The sequence below is a fragment of the Sphingomonas sp. G-3-2-10 genome (assembly GCF_012927115.1).
Lineage (GTDB): Bacteria > Pseudomonadota > Alphaproteobacteria > Sphingomonadales > Sphingomonadaceae > Sphingomonas.
Genome location: NZ_JABBFY010000001.1, coordinates 2,370,839 through 2,384,778, shown reverse-complemented (window position 1 = coordinate 2,384,778; position 13,940 = coordinate 2,370,839). Strand labels below are relative to the sequence as shown.

Below are 13,940 nucleotides of genomic sequence, written 5' to 3'. Positions count from 1 at the left end.
CCTTTTTCTTTCCGCCCCTTTCCCGTCAAGGGGGGAGGCTTCAGCTCAAAGCCGCGCTTTCCGGCGCGAACAGCGCCTCGTGCCGCGCACAGATTTTCGGCCACAGCGCCGCGATCCCGGGCACGTCCAGCCCGAAGCGTTCGCGCAGCACCGTGACCAGATCGTCCGCATCCGCGATCAGCCGCTTGCTCTCGTCGTTCGCGCCGCGCTCCATCAGCACGCGGCCGCGCAGCGTCAAATGGCGCTCGCCCTGCCGCTGCTGGACGACGAGATTCTGGACGAAGATCGATTCGGGATCATCCTGCAAGGTCGCGCATTGCCGCGCGAACAGCGCCTCGTCCGCCGTGCCGGGAGTGAAGTCGAAGCTGAACGGATCGCCGTCGCCGAAACGCTCGGCGAAGCGCCAGAAGCCGTCGCCGGTTTCGGCCAGCGTCAGCACGAACGGCGCATGGTCATATTCGCCCGCCGCGAACGGGATCGGCGCAGCCTGGGTGCCCCCGAACCCGGCATCGACCAGCCACTCCCCGCCGTCGATCGTCACGATCAGCGTCAGGTGATTGCCCAGCGCCGCATCGCCGCGCACCACCCGCATCACGCCCGCCGACACGCGCCGCACGTCGAACCCCATCTCGCCCAGCGCCCAGCCGAGCAGCCCGTTATTCTCGTAGCACCAGCCGCCGCGCCGCTGCGTCACCAGCTTGTCGAAGACGAAGGACAGGTCCGGGCTGGTGCGGTTGCCCAGTTGGACGTCGAGGCTCTCGAACGGAATCGCCGCGACATGCGCGCGCATCACTGCGTCCAGCGTGGCGAACGCCGGCTCGCTCGGGCCCGAATAACCGATCCGGTCGAAATAGGCCTGAAGATCCATCCCCACGCGTCGCTCCCGCTTCTTGTCTTATCGCCCATAGCGCCATTCCTGCTTCCACGGGAACGGCCGGAAGCATAGACCCGGGCAACCGGGGCGATTCTGGAGCGAATTCATGTGTGACGAACTGACAGCCGCCGACAATGACCGCGCGCTCGCCGCGTTTTCCCGCCGCGAGTTCGGCGCGGGCGTCGCTGCCGCCGCTGCGGTGATCGCGCTGCCGATCCCCGCCAACGCCTTCGCCATCACGGGCCGCGACGTCGTCATCAAGACCCCCGACGGCGAATGCGACGCCTATTTCGTCGCCCCTGCCGGGGGCAAGCATCCCGCCGTGCTGGTCTGGCCCGACATCATGGGCCTGCGCCCCGCCTTCCGCCAGATGGCGGACCGGCTTGCCCAGTCGGGCTATGCCGTGCTGACGGTGAACCCGTTCTACCGCTCGGCAAAGGCGCCGTATCACGCGCCCGGCGACACGCCCGACAGCGCGAAGATCCGCGAACAGGCATTTGAATGGCGCAAGCTGATCACGGCGGACGCGGCGGTGCGCGACGCGATCGCCTTCATCGCCTTTATCGACAAGCAGAAGGAAACCGACACGAAGCGCGGCGTCGGCACCACCGGCTATTGCATGGGCGGCCCGCTGACGATGCGCACCGCCGCGGCCGTGCCGAACCGCGTCCGCGCGGGTGCTTCGTTCCACGGCGGCGGCCTTGCTACCGATGCGCCGGACAGCCCGCATCTGCTAGTGCCGAAAATGAAGGCCAGCTATCTCTTCGCGGTCGCCGCCAATGATGACGAGCGCAATCCAGCGGAGAAGGAAAAGGTCCGCGAAGCCTTCGCCGCCGCGAAGCTTCCGGCCGAGATCGAAGTCTATGCCGGCGCCAACCACGGCTGGTGCCCGCCCGACAGCCGCGCCTATAATCAGGCGCAGGCAGAACGGGCCTGGGAACGGCTGCTGGTGCTGCTGAAGGGCGCGCTCTGACAGACCCATCCTCCCCCGGACGGGGAGGGGGACCGCGAAGCGGTCGAGGGGGCCTGCCGCTGGCGATGCCGCTTGGCGCGCTCCCCCTCCGTCAGCCTGCGGCTGCCATCTCCCCCCTCCGGGGGAGGATTGAGCGGCCCTTGACTCCTGGGAAATTTCGTTCTTCATATGTTCCCAAATTCCCAGCGGGAGACCGGCCATGTCGAACGACCTCATCTTCTACACCAATCCCATGTCGCGCGGGCAGATCGTCCGCTGGATGCTCGAGGAAACCGGCGCGCCGTACGAGACGCAGGTGATGGACTATGCCTCGACGATGAAGTCCGACGCCTATCTCGCGATCAATCCGATGGGAAAGGTTCCGGCGATCGTCCATCGCGGCAAGGTGGTCACCGAATGCGCCGCGATCTGCGCCTATCTGGCCGAAGCCTTTCCGGAAGCCGATCTTGCCCCCACTGCCGACGAGCGCGCCGATTATTATCGCTGGCTGTTCTTCGCCGCTGGCCCGCTCGAGCACGCGATCACCAACAACAACGCCAAGTTTATCCCCTCGGCGGAGCAGAGCCGCTCGTTCGGCTATGGCAGCTATGATCAGGCGATCGATACGCTTGCCGGGGCGGTCTCCGCGCATGCCTATATCGCGGGCGATCGCTTCACCGCCGCCGATGTCTATGTCGGTTCCGCCGTCACCTGGGGTCTGATGTTCGGCACGCTGCCCAAACTCGACGCTTTCGTGCGCTATTCCGAACGCGTCACCGATCGCGACGCCTATCGCCGCGGCAAGGATAAGGACAATGCCTTGATGCCGCAGGCCGCTCCCGCCTAAGGGCGTCTCGCGCGCACGCGTAGCCAGTGTGACTTTTGTGACTTTGGGGGGAAGATGAGCAAGCTGAAGCAGATCGAGCGCGTGTTCGAGAACGGGCTGTTCGCTTCGCGCTGGCTGCTCGCGCCCTTCTATGTCGGGCTGATCCTGTCGATCGCGCTGCTGCTGGTGGTGTTCGCCCGCGAATTCTTCGCGATGATCCCGTACGCCCTGACGATGACGGTCGAGAGCGCGATCCTCAAGGTGCTGACGCTGCTCGACATCGCACTGGCCGCGAACCTGATCCTCGTTGTGATCCTGGCCGGCTATGAGAGCTTCGTATCGAAGATCGATACCGAGGGGCATGAGGACCGGCCGAGCTGGATGGGCACAACCACCTTCTCGGGTCTCAAGCTGAAGCTCTATGCTTCGATCGTGGCGATCTCGGGAATCCAGCTGCTCAAGAGCTTCATGAGCATCGGCGAAAAGCCGCTGACCGACAGCGAGTTGATGTGGATGACCGTGATCCACTTCGCCTTCGTCATCACCGCCCTGCTGTCCGCGCTGACCGATTATCTGTCGAGTCGCCCGGGCAAGTCGAAGCCGGAATAAGCGCGGACCTTCAGCCCTTCATCGCCGCCATCCGCCCCGGCAGCTCGGCCATCACCGTATCGCGATCCGCGGCGGTCGTGCCGCCCCAGCGTCCGATCTCGTCCAGCGTCCGTCCGCAGCCTTCGCACCAGCCGCGCTTGCGGTTCATCCGGCAGATGTTGACGCAGGGACTGGGGATGATCGGGACGAATTCGATCAGATCGTCCATCGGGCCAGCCAGTCGGCGATGCTCTGCGGCTTCATGATCCGCGCGTCGCCCAGTGCGATCTCTTCGCCGACATTGCGCAGCTTGCCGGTCTTCGCGTCGATCACCAGCAGCGCGGGCACGGCGGCAAGGCGCGACAGGCCATATCGCTTCGGGATGTCGAGATTCTTGTCGAACTCGCCGACATCGACCTGCACCAGCTCGAAGTTGCGCGCGAGCCACGGCTTCATCTCGGGCAGCTCGAACACGCCCGCCAGCACCCGGCAGTCGACGCACCAGTTGGCGCCGAAATCGATCAGCAGCGGCTTGTTCCGCTTTCTCGCCCGGGCCGTCGCCGCCGCGATGTCGCGCCGGGCGTCGGCCGTCGAATCATAGGGGGCGGGCAGGGGGAGCGGGAGCTGGCGCGGCGACTTCGCCTTGAGCTGCGGCGCGCCCTCGCCGGGCTTCGTCATCGCGGGCAGCAGCGCCAGCAGCGGGAGCCCCAGAAACAGCCGGCGTCGGATCATGCGGAAGCCCCTCGAAACGTCGTGCGATATGGCCGGGGCGCTGCCCGGCCCGCAAGCCTATTCCGAAAGGGTGAAGTTGAGGAAGTCCGGCACCGGTCCGTTCCAGCCCTCGTCCGGACCCTCGTCCCGCTCGTCGCGGCGCGGCGGACGTGCCTTGGCTTCCTCGCGCCGGGGCGCTGGTTCGCGCTTCGGCGCTGCTTCGCGCTCGCGCACGGGCGCCTTCTCGCGCTTTTCCTCGGCCTTTTTGCGGCCCGCCGGCTTGCGGTCCTCGCGCTTCGGTTTCTCCTCGCGCGGGGCTTCGGCTTCGGCCGGGGCGCCGCCCATGTCGTAGCGGTCGATCTTATGACCGGTCAGCTTCTCGATATTATCGATATTCTCGGCATCGTCGGGCGTGACCAGCGTGAAAGCTGCGCCCTTCGCGCCCGCGCGGCCGGTGCGGCCGATGCGGTGGACATAGTCGTCCGGGTGCCAGGGCGCGTCATAGTTGAAGACGTGGCTCACGCCCTTGATGTCGAGCCCGCGCGCCGCGACGTCGGACGCGACCAGGATGTTGATGTCGCCCTTCTTGAACCGGTCGAGCTCGGCAAGGCGCTGGGGCTGTTCCATGTCGCCATGAATCTCGCCCGAGCGGAAGCCCGAACGCTGCAGCGCCTTGTTGAGGTCGCGCACCGTGGTCTTGCGGTTGGCAAAGATGATCGCGGTGTTGAGGTCGTCCGCTTCCAGCAGCCGCTCCAGCGTCGCGCGCTTCTTCTGCCCCGACACCGGCACCACCCACTGGGTGATGTTGACATTGGTCGACGCGGGCCGCGCCACCTCGATCTGCTTCGGGTTGGTCAGGAACTTGTCGGCCAGCTTCTTGATGACCGGCGGCATGGTGGCCGAGAACAACAGTGTCTGACGCTGCTTGGGCAGCTTGGTGCAGATTTCCTCGATATCGGGGATGAACCCCATGTCGAGCATCCGGTCGGCTTCGTCGATCACCAGCAGATCGCAGCCGGTCAGCAGGATCTTGCCGCGTTGGAACAGATCCATCAGCCGGCCCGGCGTCGCGATCAGCACGTCGACGCCCGATTGCAGCGCCTTCACCTGATCGCCCATCTGCACGCCGCCGATGAGGAGCGCCATCGAGAGCTTGTGATTGACCCCGTACTTCTCGAAATTCTCGGCGACCTGCGCGGCAAGCTCGCGCGTCGGTTCGAGGATCAGCGAACGCGGCATCAGCGCGCGGGTGCGCCCCTCGCCCAGAATGTCGATCATCGGAAGGACGAACGCAGCCGTCTTGCCCGTGCCCGTCTGCGCGATCGCGATCAGATCCTTGCCCATCAGGACGGAGGGGATCGCCTGCTTCTGGACCGGAGTCGGTTCGGTGTACCCTGCGCCGGTAACGGCGCTCAACAGTTCGTCGGAAAGGCCGAGATCGGCGAAGCTCATGCGGATGTCCGGAAAACGGGCACAAAAACTGCACCGCGATTGCGCCGCGCGCTCGCGGATTTACCTGCAAAAGTCAAGCAAAACGGCCTCAACGGGTCGGAACAAGCGCCTTGAATTCGGCGATTCCGCACGAACGGCCCGATCGCGAGCGGATCGAATCCCGTCCCGCGCACATTTTCCCGTCGGGATTCGGCCGCACATAGAAGCCCGAATAGAAGCCCAGCGCCGGGCAATTCTTGCCCAGCATCGCCCGGCGGCGCGAGCCGTCGCTCAGCATCAGATCGACGCTGTCGGGCCGCGAGACCGAAAAGCCGACCACGCGCTCCATCTTCAGGCAATCGTCCGCTTTCTTCTCGCGAAAGCTCATCGGCGGGGGCGGGGGCGCAACCTCGCGGCGCGTGCGCATCACCACCGTCGCGCGCGACACGGTGACGTTCGGCACATGGATCACAACATGCTGCTGGGTCATCTCGATGGCCAGGCCGCCATCGGGCACGCCCGCGGGCACCTCGGGCGAAGCCGGGGCGGCGAGCAGCATGAGCATCGCGGCGGAAGGGAGAAACGGATTCGGCATAAAGCAGGGGTTCTAGCGGGCGGGTTTGAACAACGGATGAACTGTTTGCGCAAGTCCGCCGCACCTCGCCTTGGCCGCGCCGCTTCGCCCATGCTATCCGCCGCGCCGATGACACCCGCCCAGCAGACCCTGATCGACACCGTCCGCCAGCGCTTCGGACCCAAGGCCGCAATCACCGAGCCGGGCGATATCGCGCCTTGGCTCAACGACTGGCGCGGCCGCTATTTCGGCGCCTCGCCCGCGATCCTCGCCCCGGCCTCGCGCGACGAAGTGTCGGCGATCCTCGCGCTGGCGAATGCGGCGGGCATTCCGGTCGTGCCGCAGGGGGGCAACACGTCGATGGTGGGCGGCGCGACGCCCCCGGGCGATGGTTCGGCGCTGATCCTGTCGCTGCGCCGGATGAACCGCATCCGCTCGCTCTCGCCGGACGAGAATCTCGCCGTGGCCGAGGCCGGAGTGATCCTTGCCGATCTCCACGCCGCGGCGCTGGAGCAGGGCCGCCGCTTCCCGCTGACGCTGGGTGCCAAGGGCAGTGCAACCGTCGGCGGGCTGGTGTCGACCAATGCCGGCGGCACACAGGTGCTGCGCTTCGGCACGATGCGCAGCCTGGTTGCGGGCGTCGAGGCCGTGCTGCCCGACGGATCGGTGCATGACGGCCTCGCCGCGCTGAAGAAGGACAATCGCGGCTACGACATCAATCAGCTGCTGATCGGCGCGGAGGGTACGCTTGGCGTGATCACCGCCGCCAGCCTGCGCCTCGTGCCCGCCATCGCCGCGCGCGGCGTGGCCTGGGTCGGGCTGGCCAGCCCCTATGCCGCGCTCGACCTGCTGCGCGCGATCGACAATCCGGCGATCGAGAGTTTCGAAATCGTCCCCGGCGATTCACTGGCGCTGGTGCTCCAGCATATCCCCGGTACCCGCGCCCCGCTGGAGAGCGAGCATCGCTGGCATGTGCTGATCGAAGCGGTATCGACCAATCCCGCCGGCGAAACGCCGGTCGCGCTGCTCGAGGGGCTGCTGGCCGGCGCGCTCGAATCGGGTCTCGCCGCCGATGCGGTGGTCGCCGCCAGCGAAGCCCAGGCCGAAGCAATGTGGCGCATCCGCGATTCGCTGTCCGAAGCCGAACGCGCCAGCGGCCCCGCGGTGCAGCACGACATTTCGGTGCCCGTCGCCGACATGCCCCGCTTCATGGTCGAAGGCGCCGCCGAGGCCGAGCGCGCCTTTCCCGGCACCCATGCGACGGCGTTCGGCCATCTGGGCGACGGCAATGTTCATTTCCACGTGCGCGCGGCGCAGGGCATGGACCGTGACCGTTTCTATGCCGAACAGGCCCCAGCGATCACCCGGCTGGTCCATGACATGGTGGTCGCGGCGGGCGGTTCGATTTCGGCGGAGCATGGCATCGGCCAGATGAAGCGTGCCGAACTGGAACGGCTGGGGCCCCCGGCGCGCATCGCCATGCTCTCGGCGATCAAGGCCGCGCTCGATCCGAACGCGATTCTCAACCCCGGAAAGCTCGTGCTTGCGCCGGGACGCCGCGCGCCATAGACCCACGCCCGCATTTCCGCACGTATAAGAAGATTCCCAGGAGAATTCTTGATGGCCTCCGCGCCGCAGTCGCAGCCGCTTCCGCTGTTTTACAAGGACCTCGTGCCGCTCTCGAGCCAGGTCCATGCCGATTTCCGCATCCGTCCGGCAACCACGGCGCCCTTCGTCGTCGGCAGCCACGCGATCCCGCTGACCGTCGAGGAATTCCCCCTCGCGCAGCGCTTCATGCCGATCGTCTTCTCGGTCGGCGACGAGCCCCTGCCGCTGGCGCTGTTCGGCCTGAACGAAGGCGTGAACGTGTTCTTCGACGATGACGGCAAGATCATCGACGATAACTTCTACGTCCCGGCCTATATCCGCCGCTATCCGTACCTGCTGGCTCGCCTGCGTCCGGACAGCGACGAACTGTCGCTCTGCTTCGATCCGAGCACCGACACGATCGGCGCATTCGAAGAGGGCGAGAAGCTGTTCGACGGCGACCAGCCGAGCGAGCTGACCAAGAACATCCTCGATTTCAATCGCCAGTTCGAGGAAGCCGGCCAGCGCACCGCGCAGTTCGTCAAGGAGCTCAAGGAGCTCGACCTGCTGATGGACGGCGAAGTTTCGATCCAGCCCGACGGCGCAGAGCAGCCCTTCGTCTATCGCGGCTTCCAGATGGTCGACGAATCGAAGCTCAACGAGCTCCGCGGCGACCAGCTGCGCAAGATCGTGCAGAGCGGCATGCTGCCGCTGATCTACGCCCATCTCTTCTCGCTCTCGCAGATGCGCGAAGTGTTCGGCCGTCAGGTCCAGCAGGGCAAGATGCCGGCGCCGCAGCTGGTGACTCCCGTCTAAAGCGTTCCTGCCGCGCGGCGATCGTCCATCGGGGACGGTCGCCGCGCCGGTTCTTCGGACGATGTTCATTCGTCCGATCCCGCGCGACGGTATTCCGGCGCGGATATTCCCCGGATTACTGCGGTTGATCGCACGTGCGGCACATTTCCGCGCAGTCCTGGCCAAGGTCTTGAAACCCCAAGGCCCTTTATCTATATCTGTTCTTGCATGGTCTCATGTCCCCCCTTTCGTGGGACCGTGTGGCACGCTCTCGAGCGTGTCTCCTCCCTGAACCTTGGCCACCCGGTGCGTAAGCATCGGGTGGTTTTTTATTGGCTTTTCCCGCTTCCGGGCCTTCCTGTTCCTCTCCCATAGGAAGAGGTACCGGCGCTTGGCAGTTTGCTGCCTTAGCGCAGGTAGGTGAGGGGTTTCGGGAGCTATCGAGAGGTTCCTAACCCCTCACCCAGCTCCGACTGGGCCCCGCTGAAGAAGCGGAGCCTAGTCTGCACAACCCTCTCCCTATGGGAGAGGGAAAGAGGCTGACTATGGAGCCGCAATTTCCCTATTCGGCGGCCATCGCGCGGGGGAGTGCCTCGTCGGCGACCGAATCGATCATCGTGCGCAACATCCGGATCGCCATTGCGAGGCCGGGGCCGGGCTGATCGAGCTGGGGGTCGAGGTAGAGCGACCGGTCGAACTCGATCTGGATCGCATGGATGCCGCGCCGCGGATCGGCATGACGCTCGAGGATATGGCCGCCCGAATACGGGGCGTTGGCCGCGCAATTTACGCCATGCGCCCGCGCCACGCCCTCCAGCCGGCCGACAAGGCGCGCGGAAGCCGATCGGCCGAATCGGTCGCCCAGCACGACGCGCGGGGCCCTTGCCGGCACGCCCAGCGGCGGCATCGAATGGATGTCGAGCAGCACGGCCACGCCGAATTTCGCTCGCGCCGCGGCCAGCGCAGCGCCGATCGCGTCATGATAGGGGCGATGATCGGCCACGATCCGCTCGGTCACTTCCTCGCCGGACAGCCGCCTTTTCCAGATATCGCCCGAATGACCGGCGCGGCGGGGAATCAAGCCCAGCCCGCTGCGCAGCTTGGCCGATTGCGGCTGGGTGGTCATCGATGCGCCATCATCGAGCTTCGGGTCGCGCTCATTCTCGCTGCGGTTCAGGTCGATCCAGGCTCGGGCGCGAGTGGCGACGAACAGCGTCTCGCATTCGTGCGCGCCCAGCGCGATTGCATCGGCATAGCGATCCTCCAGCGGCCGCAGCGCGGTCAGAGGAACGCGCAGCGCGGCGCGAAGGGGCAGCGGATAGTCCCGCCCGGCATGGGGCACCGAAAGCACCACCGGGCTGACCGGTTCTGCGGGCCCGTGGCGGTGGAAGGGCGTGATGGCCGTCACGCTTCCCAGACTATGTGGCGTACCGCGTTGGAGCAAGTCACCGGTCTCTCCGCTGGAAAATCTTAATCGCTTCGGGCATATATCATGGCCCGCGTAACGGGGGTGGGACCGCTGATGTATCGAATTTTGCTGGCCGAGGACGACAAGGTGATGCGTGAGTATCTCACGCGCGCGCTGGAGCGTTCGGGCTATGCCGTGTCCGCGGTCGACCGGGGCACCGCGGCGATTCCGCTGCTCGAAACCGAGCGGTTCGACCTGCTGCTGACCGATATCGTGATGCCCGAGATGGACGGGATCGAGCTGGCGCAGCGCGCCGGCGACATCGCGCCGGACATGCGGGTGATGTTCATCACCGGATTCGCGGCAGTGACGCTGAAGGCCGGAAAACAGATGCCGCAGGCCCGCGTCCTCTCCAAGCCGTTCCACCTGCGCGACCTCGTGCTGGAGGTGGATCGCCTGTTCGAGACCGAGAGCGTTCCCAGCAGCAGCAATTAATCGGTTTTCGCGGTTGCATGACGGAGATTGTCCGTCTAATGCGCCGCTTCCCGTTTCGGCCCGGTGGTGCAAACCTAAGGGCCTTGGGCGTGTAGCTCAGTGGTAGAGCACTGTGTTGACATCGCAGGGGTCGCAAGTTCAATCCTTGCCACGCCCACCATTGAAAAGCCCGCCAGGTCATTGACCCGGCGGGCTTTTTATTTGCCGTGAGACGGCTCGGCTATGCGTGATCCGGCCGCTCAGGAAGGTCGCGGCGACATGGCCGGCATCGGGCTCCGCCAGCGCTTCGCGGATCGTGCAATCGAGCAGGCAAAAATCGGCTTCCGCGCCCATGCATAGCGCGCGGGGCGCGGCGCCCGGATCGGATTGGGCCCCAAGAAACAGATTGAGCGCGGCTTGCGCCGTCACCGCTTCGGCGGGCGTCACCTGCGCGCCGTTCCGGGTGCGCCGCGTGGCGGCGGCGCGAACCGCGGCCCACGGGTCCCAGCCGGCATAGGGTGCGTCCGAGCTGCCCGCGAGCGGCACGCCTGCCGCGATCAGGCTGGCGCACCGGTACAGGTCGGGCTGTTCGGAGAGCGGCACGTCGGCAAGATAGCGGTCGCCGCGCTCATGGACGAAGCCGGGCTGGGTCACCACCGTCAGCCCCAGATCGCGCAGCACCGGGATGGCTTCGGCCGGGATGATGCTGCCATGTTCGATCCGGTCGCCGGGGAGCGAACCGGCGGCGCCGAACGCGGCGAGGCTGATCGCGAGTTCTCCGGCGGTGACGCAATGGACCGCGACGCGCCGGTTCCAGCGCCGTGCCTGCGCGATCGTCGCGATCATCTCGTCGAGCGGCGGAAGGTCGTGATCGTCGGGCAGGATCTTCACCGGGCCGACCGCGAAGGCGCCGTCTTCGGGCGCTTCGAGTTCGCCGCCGCTCATCAGCATCAGCCGGACCGGCAGCGCGCCGTTTCGCACCGCGTTCGCCAGATGCGCCGCGGCGACGCTGTCGGTGGAGACGCTGGCGTCGGTGACGCCGGTGATGCCGAGGCGCGCGAGCGCCCGGCCGATCGCGGTCACGTCCGGCGGGGTCGATCCGATCTGCGCGCGGAGCCAGGCGTCGCCGCGGAAGATGCGCCCGGTGGGCCGGCCATCAGAGCCTCGCTCGACGCAATCGGGCGTTTCGCCGGTCGCGACCAGCGCGAGGGCAGCGCTGTTGAGCATCCACAGCCCGCCGGTCTGGTGCTGTACCCGAAGCGGACGGTGGGGGAGGATCGAATCGAGCTCGGCGCGGGTGAGCGGCCCGGCGATGCGCTCATGATAGCCGGTCGCGCGCAGCCATGTGCTTCCAGGCTGGTCCCGCGCGGCGTCGCGGATACGACGCGCGATCGCTTCGCCATCGGCGGCGTCTTCCAGCCGGATCGAGGCGGCTTGCACCGCGCTGGCCAGAAGATGGGCGTGATGGTCGATCAGTCCGGGCAGCAGCGCACCGCCGCAGCCGTCGAAATCGTTCGGGCAGGGTGCCAGCCGCGCGCCGATCTCCGCGATCCTGCCGTTGCGCACGCGCAGGTCGAGGCCAGGACGTCCGCCAATCTCGACGTTGCGGATCAGCAGGTCGCGGTCAGCCATGAGCGGCCCAGACTCCGGCGGCGGTGCGGGCCAGCGCGGCATCGACAAGACCGGCCTCGCCCTGATTCAGCATGTCGATGCACCGGGCGGCGGCGGCCAGGCCGGTGAGCGGATCCGCCACGGCGTCGCCAAGGAAGCGGGGTGCGCCGTCCGCGTCCCGGTCGACCAGACCGCCGGCCACCGCGGCATCGTCGCCGAAGCCGATCCGCGCCGCTTCGTCTCCGGACCAGCCGTGGCCGGTGATCGCGATCCAGACGAGCGACGGATTCGCCGCGAGCAGCGCTTCGGGTTCGAGGCCCAGCGCGGCGAGGGCGCGGGGGCGGGCGCTGGTGACGAGGATGTCGGCGGTGACGATCTCGTCCCGCAATGCGGCAAGTGCGGCGGGATTGGCGAAGTCGATCGACTGCCGCTGTTTGGCGCCGTTCAGCCGGGCGTCGTGCAGCGGGGTTGCGGTGCGGACCGGGTCTGGGCGGGTACGGCTCTCGATCTTGGTGACCTGCGCGCCGCCCATCGCGAGAAGTCCGCCGCACAGGGGGCCGGCCCAGAGGCTGGAGAGGTCGATCACGCGGGCGCGGCGGATCGACCTTCCGGGTGCTGGGGCCTGCAGGTGGATGGGGGGATCGGGCGATGGCGCGCGGGTCTCGCCGAGCCGGGCGACGGCGAGGCCGAGCAGGATCGCCTGATCGACCAACGCTTCGGACGGGAGTCCGGCGGCGAGGCGTTCGATTGCTGGCCACGGCTCCTCGCCGGGATCGCAGCCGATCCAGGCCGGGACCGACGCCAGATCGTCCTCGCGGGGCAGGTTCGCCGCGATCCAGCCGTTCGCGGTGCGGATCAGGCGGCAATGGCCATTGGCGGAGATGCGCCCGGGCTGTGCGAGCGCGAGGTCGGCGGAACGATCGAGCAGGGGCAGGGGATCGATGCGGAGTTGGTCGGACGTGAGCGCGGCGATCTGCTCGCCAAACGCGAGGGCGGCGTGGGTGACGATGCTCATGCGCCGTCCCGGATCGCGTGTACCAAGCCCCAGTCGAGCGCGGTCGCCGCATCGATCCGCCGCGCGGACAGGCAGAGATAGGCGGCGCGGTGCCGCCCGATGGCGCGGGGAATCGTCGCGGTGCCGCCCGCGCCGGGGATCAACCCCATTCTCAGTTCGGGCAACTGGAAGAAGGCGTCGGGCCGGGCGATGCGGCGCGCGGCCGCCGCCGGGATTTCGATCCCCGAGCCGATACAGGCGCCGTGGAGCACCGCTTCGGCGCGCGAGCCGAGCTCGGCGATCAGCCGCGCGTTCGACCGGGCGGTGCGGATGGCGTGCGCAAGGGCAAGGTCGCTGGCGGTGCCGAACTCGGCCAGATCGCCGCCCGTCGAGAAACAGGCGCCAGCGCCCCGCAGTTGCAGATCGGGTTGGCTCGGATCGTCAAGGGCTGCAGCCAGCGCCTCGAACAGCGCGTCGCGCATGCCGGCGCAGATGGGGTTGCGCGTGGACGGCCGGGACAGCGTGATCGTCACGCGCCGATCCTCGCGCGCGATCTGGAGGAAGGGCTCTCCGGTATCGGGTGCCTTCCGGCCGTCGGCTGGTCGCGCGCTCAGCCAGGCGCGGAACTCGCCGCCGCCCAGCAGCGTGGAATAAGCGAAGGATTCGATCACGAGCGCATCGCCGATCGGAAGCGCGCCGGTGGTTCGCAGGACGCGGATCAGGCTGGCTGAGGCGATCGGCGCGGCGGTTGCGATCGCACGCATGGCTTCGATCCGCTGCTCAAGGCGTGATTGCGGAACCGGAACCCACGGCGCGGGCGCGCCGGTCGAGGCTGTCAGCAGGACATCGAAATGACCGGCATCGACCGGTGGCAAGGTTCCAGCGAAATCGATCCCTGCGACGATGGCCTGCGTGCTGACCGAAAGGGTCGCGGCGTCGCTTGCGGCCGAGGGGCGGGACAGGTCGAGCAGCACGAAGGCGTGATCGCCCAGCGGCGAGAAGGCTTCGGCCTCGAGGTGATCGGGTGGCCGGTGCATGGATTCGTTCGCACGCGTCGCCACCGGTCTGCCGTCTCCGTTACGGGCGTGATCCTCACGCCGCTGATACCTTGGCGA

At 67.3% G+C, this 13,940-nt stretch carries 15 protein-coding genes and 1 tRNA gene; 7 read left to right on the top strand and 9 right to left on the bottom strand.

Annotated features, from left to right (window positions below; translation table 11 throughout):
- Positions 1 to 40 precede the first annotated feature (40 nt).
- Positions 41 to 868: an arylamine N-acetyltransferase gene (locus HHL13_RS12010; protein WP_240953835.1), complete on the bottom strand. Its 828-nt coding sequence runs from the start codon at positions 866 to 868 to the stop codon at positions 41 to 43.
- 112 nt (positions 869 to 980) lie between these two features.
- Between HHL13_RS12010 and HHL13_RS12005 the strand changes: the two genes are divergently transcribed.
- The 3 genes from HHL13_RS12005 (at position 981) to HHL13_RS11995 (ending at position 3,261) form a co-directional block, all read left to right on the top strand.
- Entirely contained in the window at positions 981 to 1,847 is an 867-nt protein-coding gene (locus tag HHL13_RS12005) for a dienelactone hydrolase family protein (protein ID WP_169555888.1), read from the top strand.
- Positions 1,848 to 2,046: 199 nt separating this feature from the next.
- A complete protein-coding gene (locus HHL13_RS12000; RefSeq protein WP_169555887.1) occupies positions 2,047 to 2,673 on the top strand; it encodes a glutathione S-transferase family protein in 627 nt (208 codons plus the stop codon).
- 54 nt (positions 2,674 to 2,727) lie between these two features.
- On the top strand, positions 2,728 to 3,261 hold the full coding sequence (locus HHL13_RS11995; protein WP_169555886.1) for a TIGR00645 family protein: 534 nt from the start codon (positions 2,728 to 2,730) through the stop codon (positions 3,259 to 3,261).
- Between the two features lie 10 nt (positions 3,262 to 3,271).
- On the opposite strand, the gene HHL13_RS11990 is transcribed toward HHL13_RS11995, so the two are convergent.
- The 4 genes from HHL13_RS11990 to HHL13_RS11975 form a co-directional block, all read right to left on the bottom strand.
- Complete coding sequence (locus HHL13_RS11990; RefSeq protein WP_169555885.1) at positions 3,272 to 3,469, bottom strand: DUF1289 domain-containing protein; 198 nt, start codon at positions 3,467 to 3,469, stop codon at positions 3,272 to 3,274.
- Positions 3,457 to 3,972, bottom strand: coding sequence for a thioredoxin family protein (locus tag HHL13_RS11985; RefSeq protein ID WP_169555884.1), 516 nt, complete (start codon positions 3,970 to 3,972; stop codon positions 3,457 to 3,459). The genes HHL13_RS11990 and HHL13_RS11985 overlap by 13 nt, the downstream gene beginning before the upstream one ends.
- 57 nt (positions 3,973 to 4,029) lie before the next feature.
- Positions 4,030 to 5,403 carry a DEAD/DEAH box helicase gene (locus HHL13_RS11980; protein ID WP_169555883.1) on the bottom strand — a complete coding sequence of 458 codons (1,374 nt, stop codon included), beginning with the start codon at positions 5,401 to 5,403 and terminating at the stop codon, positions 4,030 to 4,032.
- A gap of 88 nt (positions 5,404 to 5,491) precedes the next feature.
- Positions 5,492 to 5,941: a hypothetical protein gene (locus tag HHL13_RS11975; RefSeq protein ID WP_240953692.1), complete on the bottom strand. Its 450-nt coding sequence runs from the start codon at positions 5,939 to 5,941 to the stop codon at positions 5,492 to 5,494.
- Positions 5,942 to 6,085: 144 nt separating this feature from the next.
- Between HHL13_RS11975 and HHL13_RS11970 the strand changes: the two genes are divergently transcribed.
- The gene (locus tag HHL13_RS11970; protein WP_169555881.1) at positions 6,086 to 7,525 is read left to right on the top strand and encodes an FAD-binding oxidoreductase; all 1,440 of its coding nucleotides are present in this window, start codon (positions 6,086 to 6,088) and stop codon (positions 7,523 to 7,525) included.
- A 51-nt stretch (positions 7,526 to 7,576) separates the two neighbouring features.
- Positions 7,577 to 8,359 (top strand): SapC family protein, encoded by a 783-nt coding sequence (locus tag HHL13_RS11965; RefSeq protein WP_169555880.1) that lies wholly within the window; start codon positions 7,577 to 7,579, stop codon positions 8,357 to 8,359.
- 541 nt (positions 8,360 to 8,900) lie between these two features.
- Here the strand turns inward: HHL13_RS11965 and HHL13_RS11960 are convergent.
- The gene (locus HHL13_RS11960) at positions 8,901 to 9,746 is read right to left on the bottom strand and encodes an N-formylglutamate amidohydrolase (RefSeq protein WP_346775547.1); all 846 of its coding nucleotides are present in this window, start codon (positions 9,744 to 9,746) and stop codon (positions 8,901 to 8,903) included.
- A 114-nt stretch (positions 9,747 to 9,860) separates the two neighbouring features.
- On the opposite strand from HHL13_RS11960, the gene HHL13_RS11955 reads away from it, so the two are divergent.
- Entirely contained in the window at positions 9,861 to 10,241 is a 381-nt protein-coding gene (locus HHL13_RS11955) for a response regulator (RefSeq protein WP_169555879.1), read from the top strand.
- Positions 10,242 to 10,326: 85 nt separating this feature from the next.
- A tRNA-Val gene (locus HHL13_RS11950) sits at positions 10,327 to 10,401 on the top strand.
- Positions 10,402 to 10,418: 17 nt separating this feature from the next.
- Here HHL13_RS11950 and HHL13_RS11945 read toward each other — a convergent pair.
- Genes HHL13_RS11945 through HHL13_RS22730 form a run of 3 tightly spaced genes read right to left on the bottom strand, consistent with a single transcriptional unit; the run spans position 10,419 to position 13,886 of the window.
- The gene (locus HHL13_RS11945; protein ID WP_169555878.1) at positions 10,419 to 11,852 is read right to left on the bottom strand and encodes an amidohydrolase family protein; all 1,434 of its coding nucleotides are present in this window, start codon (positions 11,850 to 11,852) and stop codon (positions 10,419 to 10,421) included.
- Complete coding sequence (locus tag HHL13_RS11940) at positions 11,845 to 12,846, bottom strand: CoA transferase (protein ID WP_169555877.1); 1,002 nt, start codon at positions 12,844 to 12,846, stop codon at positions 11,845 to 11,847. Before HHL13_RS11940 ends, HHL13_RS11945 begins: the two co-directional genes overlap by 8 nt.
- Positions 12,843 to 13,886: an enoyl-CoA hydratase/isomerase family protein gene (locus HHL13_RS22730; RefSeq protein ID WP_169555876.1), complete on the bottom strand. Its 1,044-nt coding sequence runs from the start codon at positions 13,884 to 13,886 to the stop codon at positions 12,843 to 12,845. Before HHL13_RS22730 ends, HHL13_RS11940 begins: the two co-directional genes overlap by 4 nt.
- Positions 13,887 to 13,940: the final 54 nt, after the last annotated feature.

Coding starts and splice junctions, on each gene's coding strand:
- HHL13_RS12010 (WP_240953835.1), bottom strand. CDS start 868: ATGGATCTTCAGGCCTATTTCGACCGGATCGGTTATTCGGGCCCGAGC.
- HHL13_RS12005 (WP_169555888.1), top strand. CDS start 981: ATGTGTGACGAACTGACAGCCGCCGACAATGACCGCGCGCTCGCCGCG.
- HHL13_RS12000 (WP_169555887.1), top strand. CDS start 2,047: ATGTCGAACGACCTCATCTTCTACACCAATCCCATGTCGCGCGGGCAG.
- HHL13_RS11995 (WP_169555886.1), top strand. CDS start 2,728: ATGAGCAAGCTGAAGCAGATCGAGCGCGTGTTCGAGAACGGGCTGTTC.
- HHL13_RS11990 (WP_169555885.1), bottom strand. CDS start 3,469: ATGGACGATCTGATCGAATTCGTCCCGATCATCCCCAGTCCCTGCGTC.
- HHL13_RS11985 (WP_169555884.1), bottom strand. CDS start 3,972: ATGATCCGACGCCGGCTGTTTCTGGGGCTCCCGCTGCTGGCGCTGCTG.
- HHL13_RS11980 (WP_169555883.1), bottom strand. CDS start 5,403: ATGAGCTTCGCCGATCTCGGCCTTTCCGACGAACTGTTGAGCGCCGTT.
- HHL13_RS11975 (WP_240953692.1), bottom strand. CDS start 5,941: ATGCTGCTCGCCGCCCCGGCTTCGCCCGAGGTGCCCGCGGGCGTGCCC.
- HHL13_RS11970 (WP_169555881.1), top strand. CDS start 6,086: ATGACACCCGCCCAGCAGACCCTGATCGACACCGTCCGCCAGCGCTTC.
- HHL13_RS11965 (WP_169555880.1), top strand. CDS start 7,577: ATGGCCTCCGCGCCGCAGTCGCAGCCGCTTCCGCTGTTTTACAAGGAC.
- HHL13_RS11955 (WP_169555879.1), top strand. CDS start 9,861: ATGTATCGAATTTTGCTGGCCGAGGACGACAAGGTGATGCGTGAGTAT.
- HHL13_RS11945 (WP_169555878.1), bottom strand. CDS start 11,852: ATGGCTGACCGCGACCTGCTGATCCGCAACGTCGAGATTGGCGGACGT.
- HHL13_RS11940 (WP_169555877.1), bottom strand. CDS start 12,846: ATGAGCATCGTCACCCACGCCGCCCTCGCGTTTGGCGAGCAGATCGCC.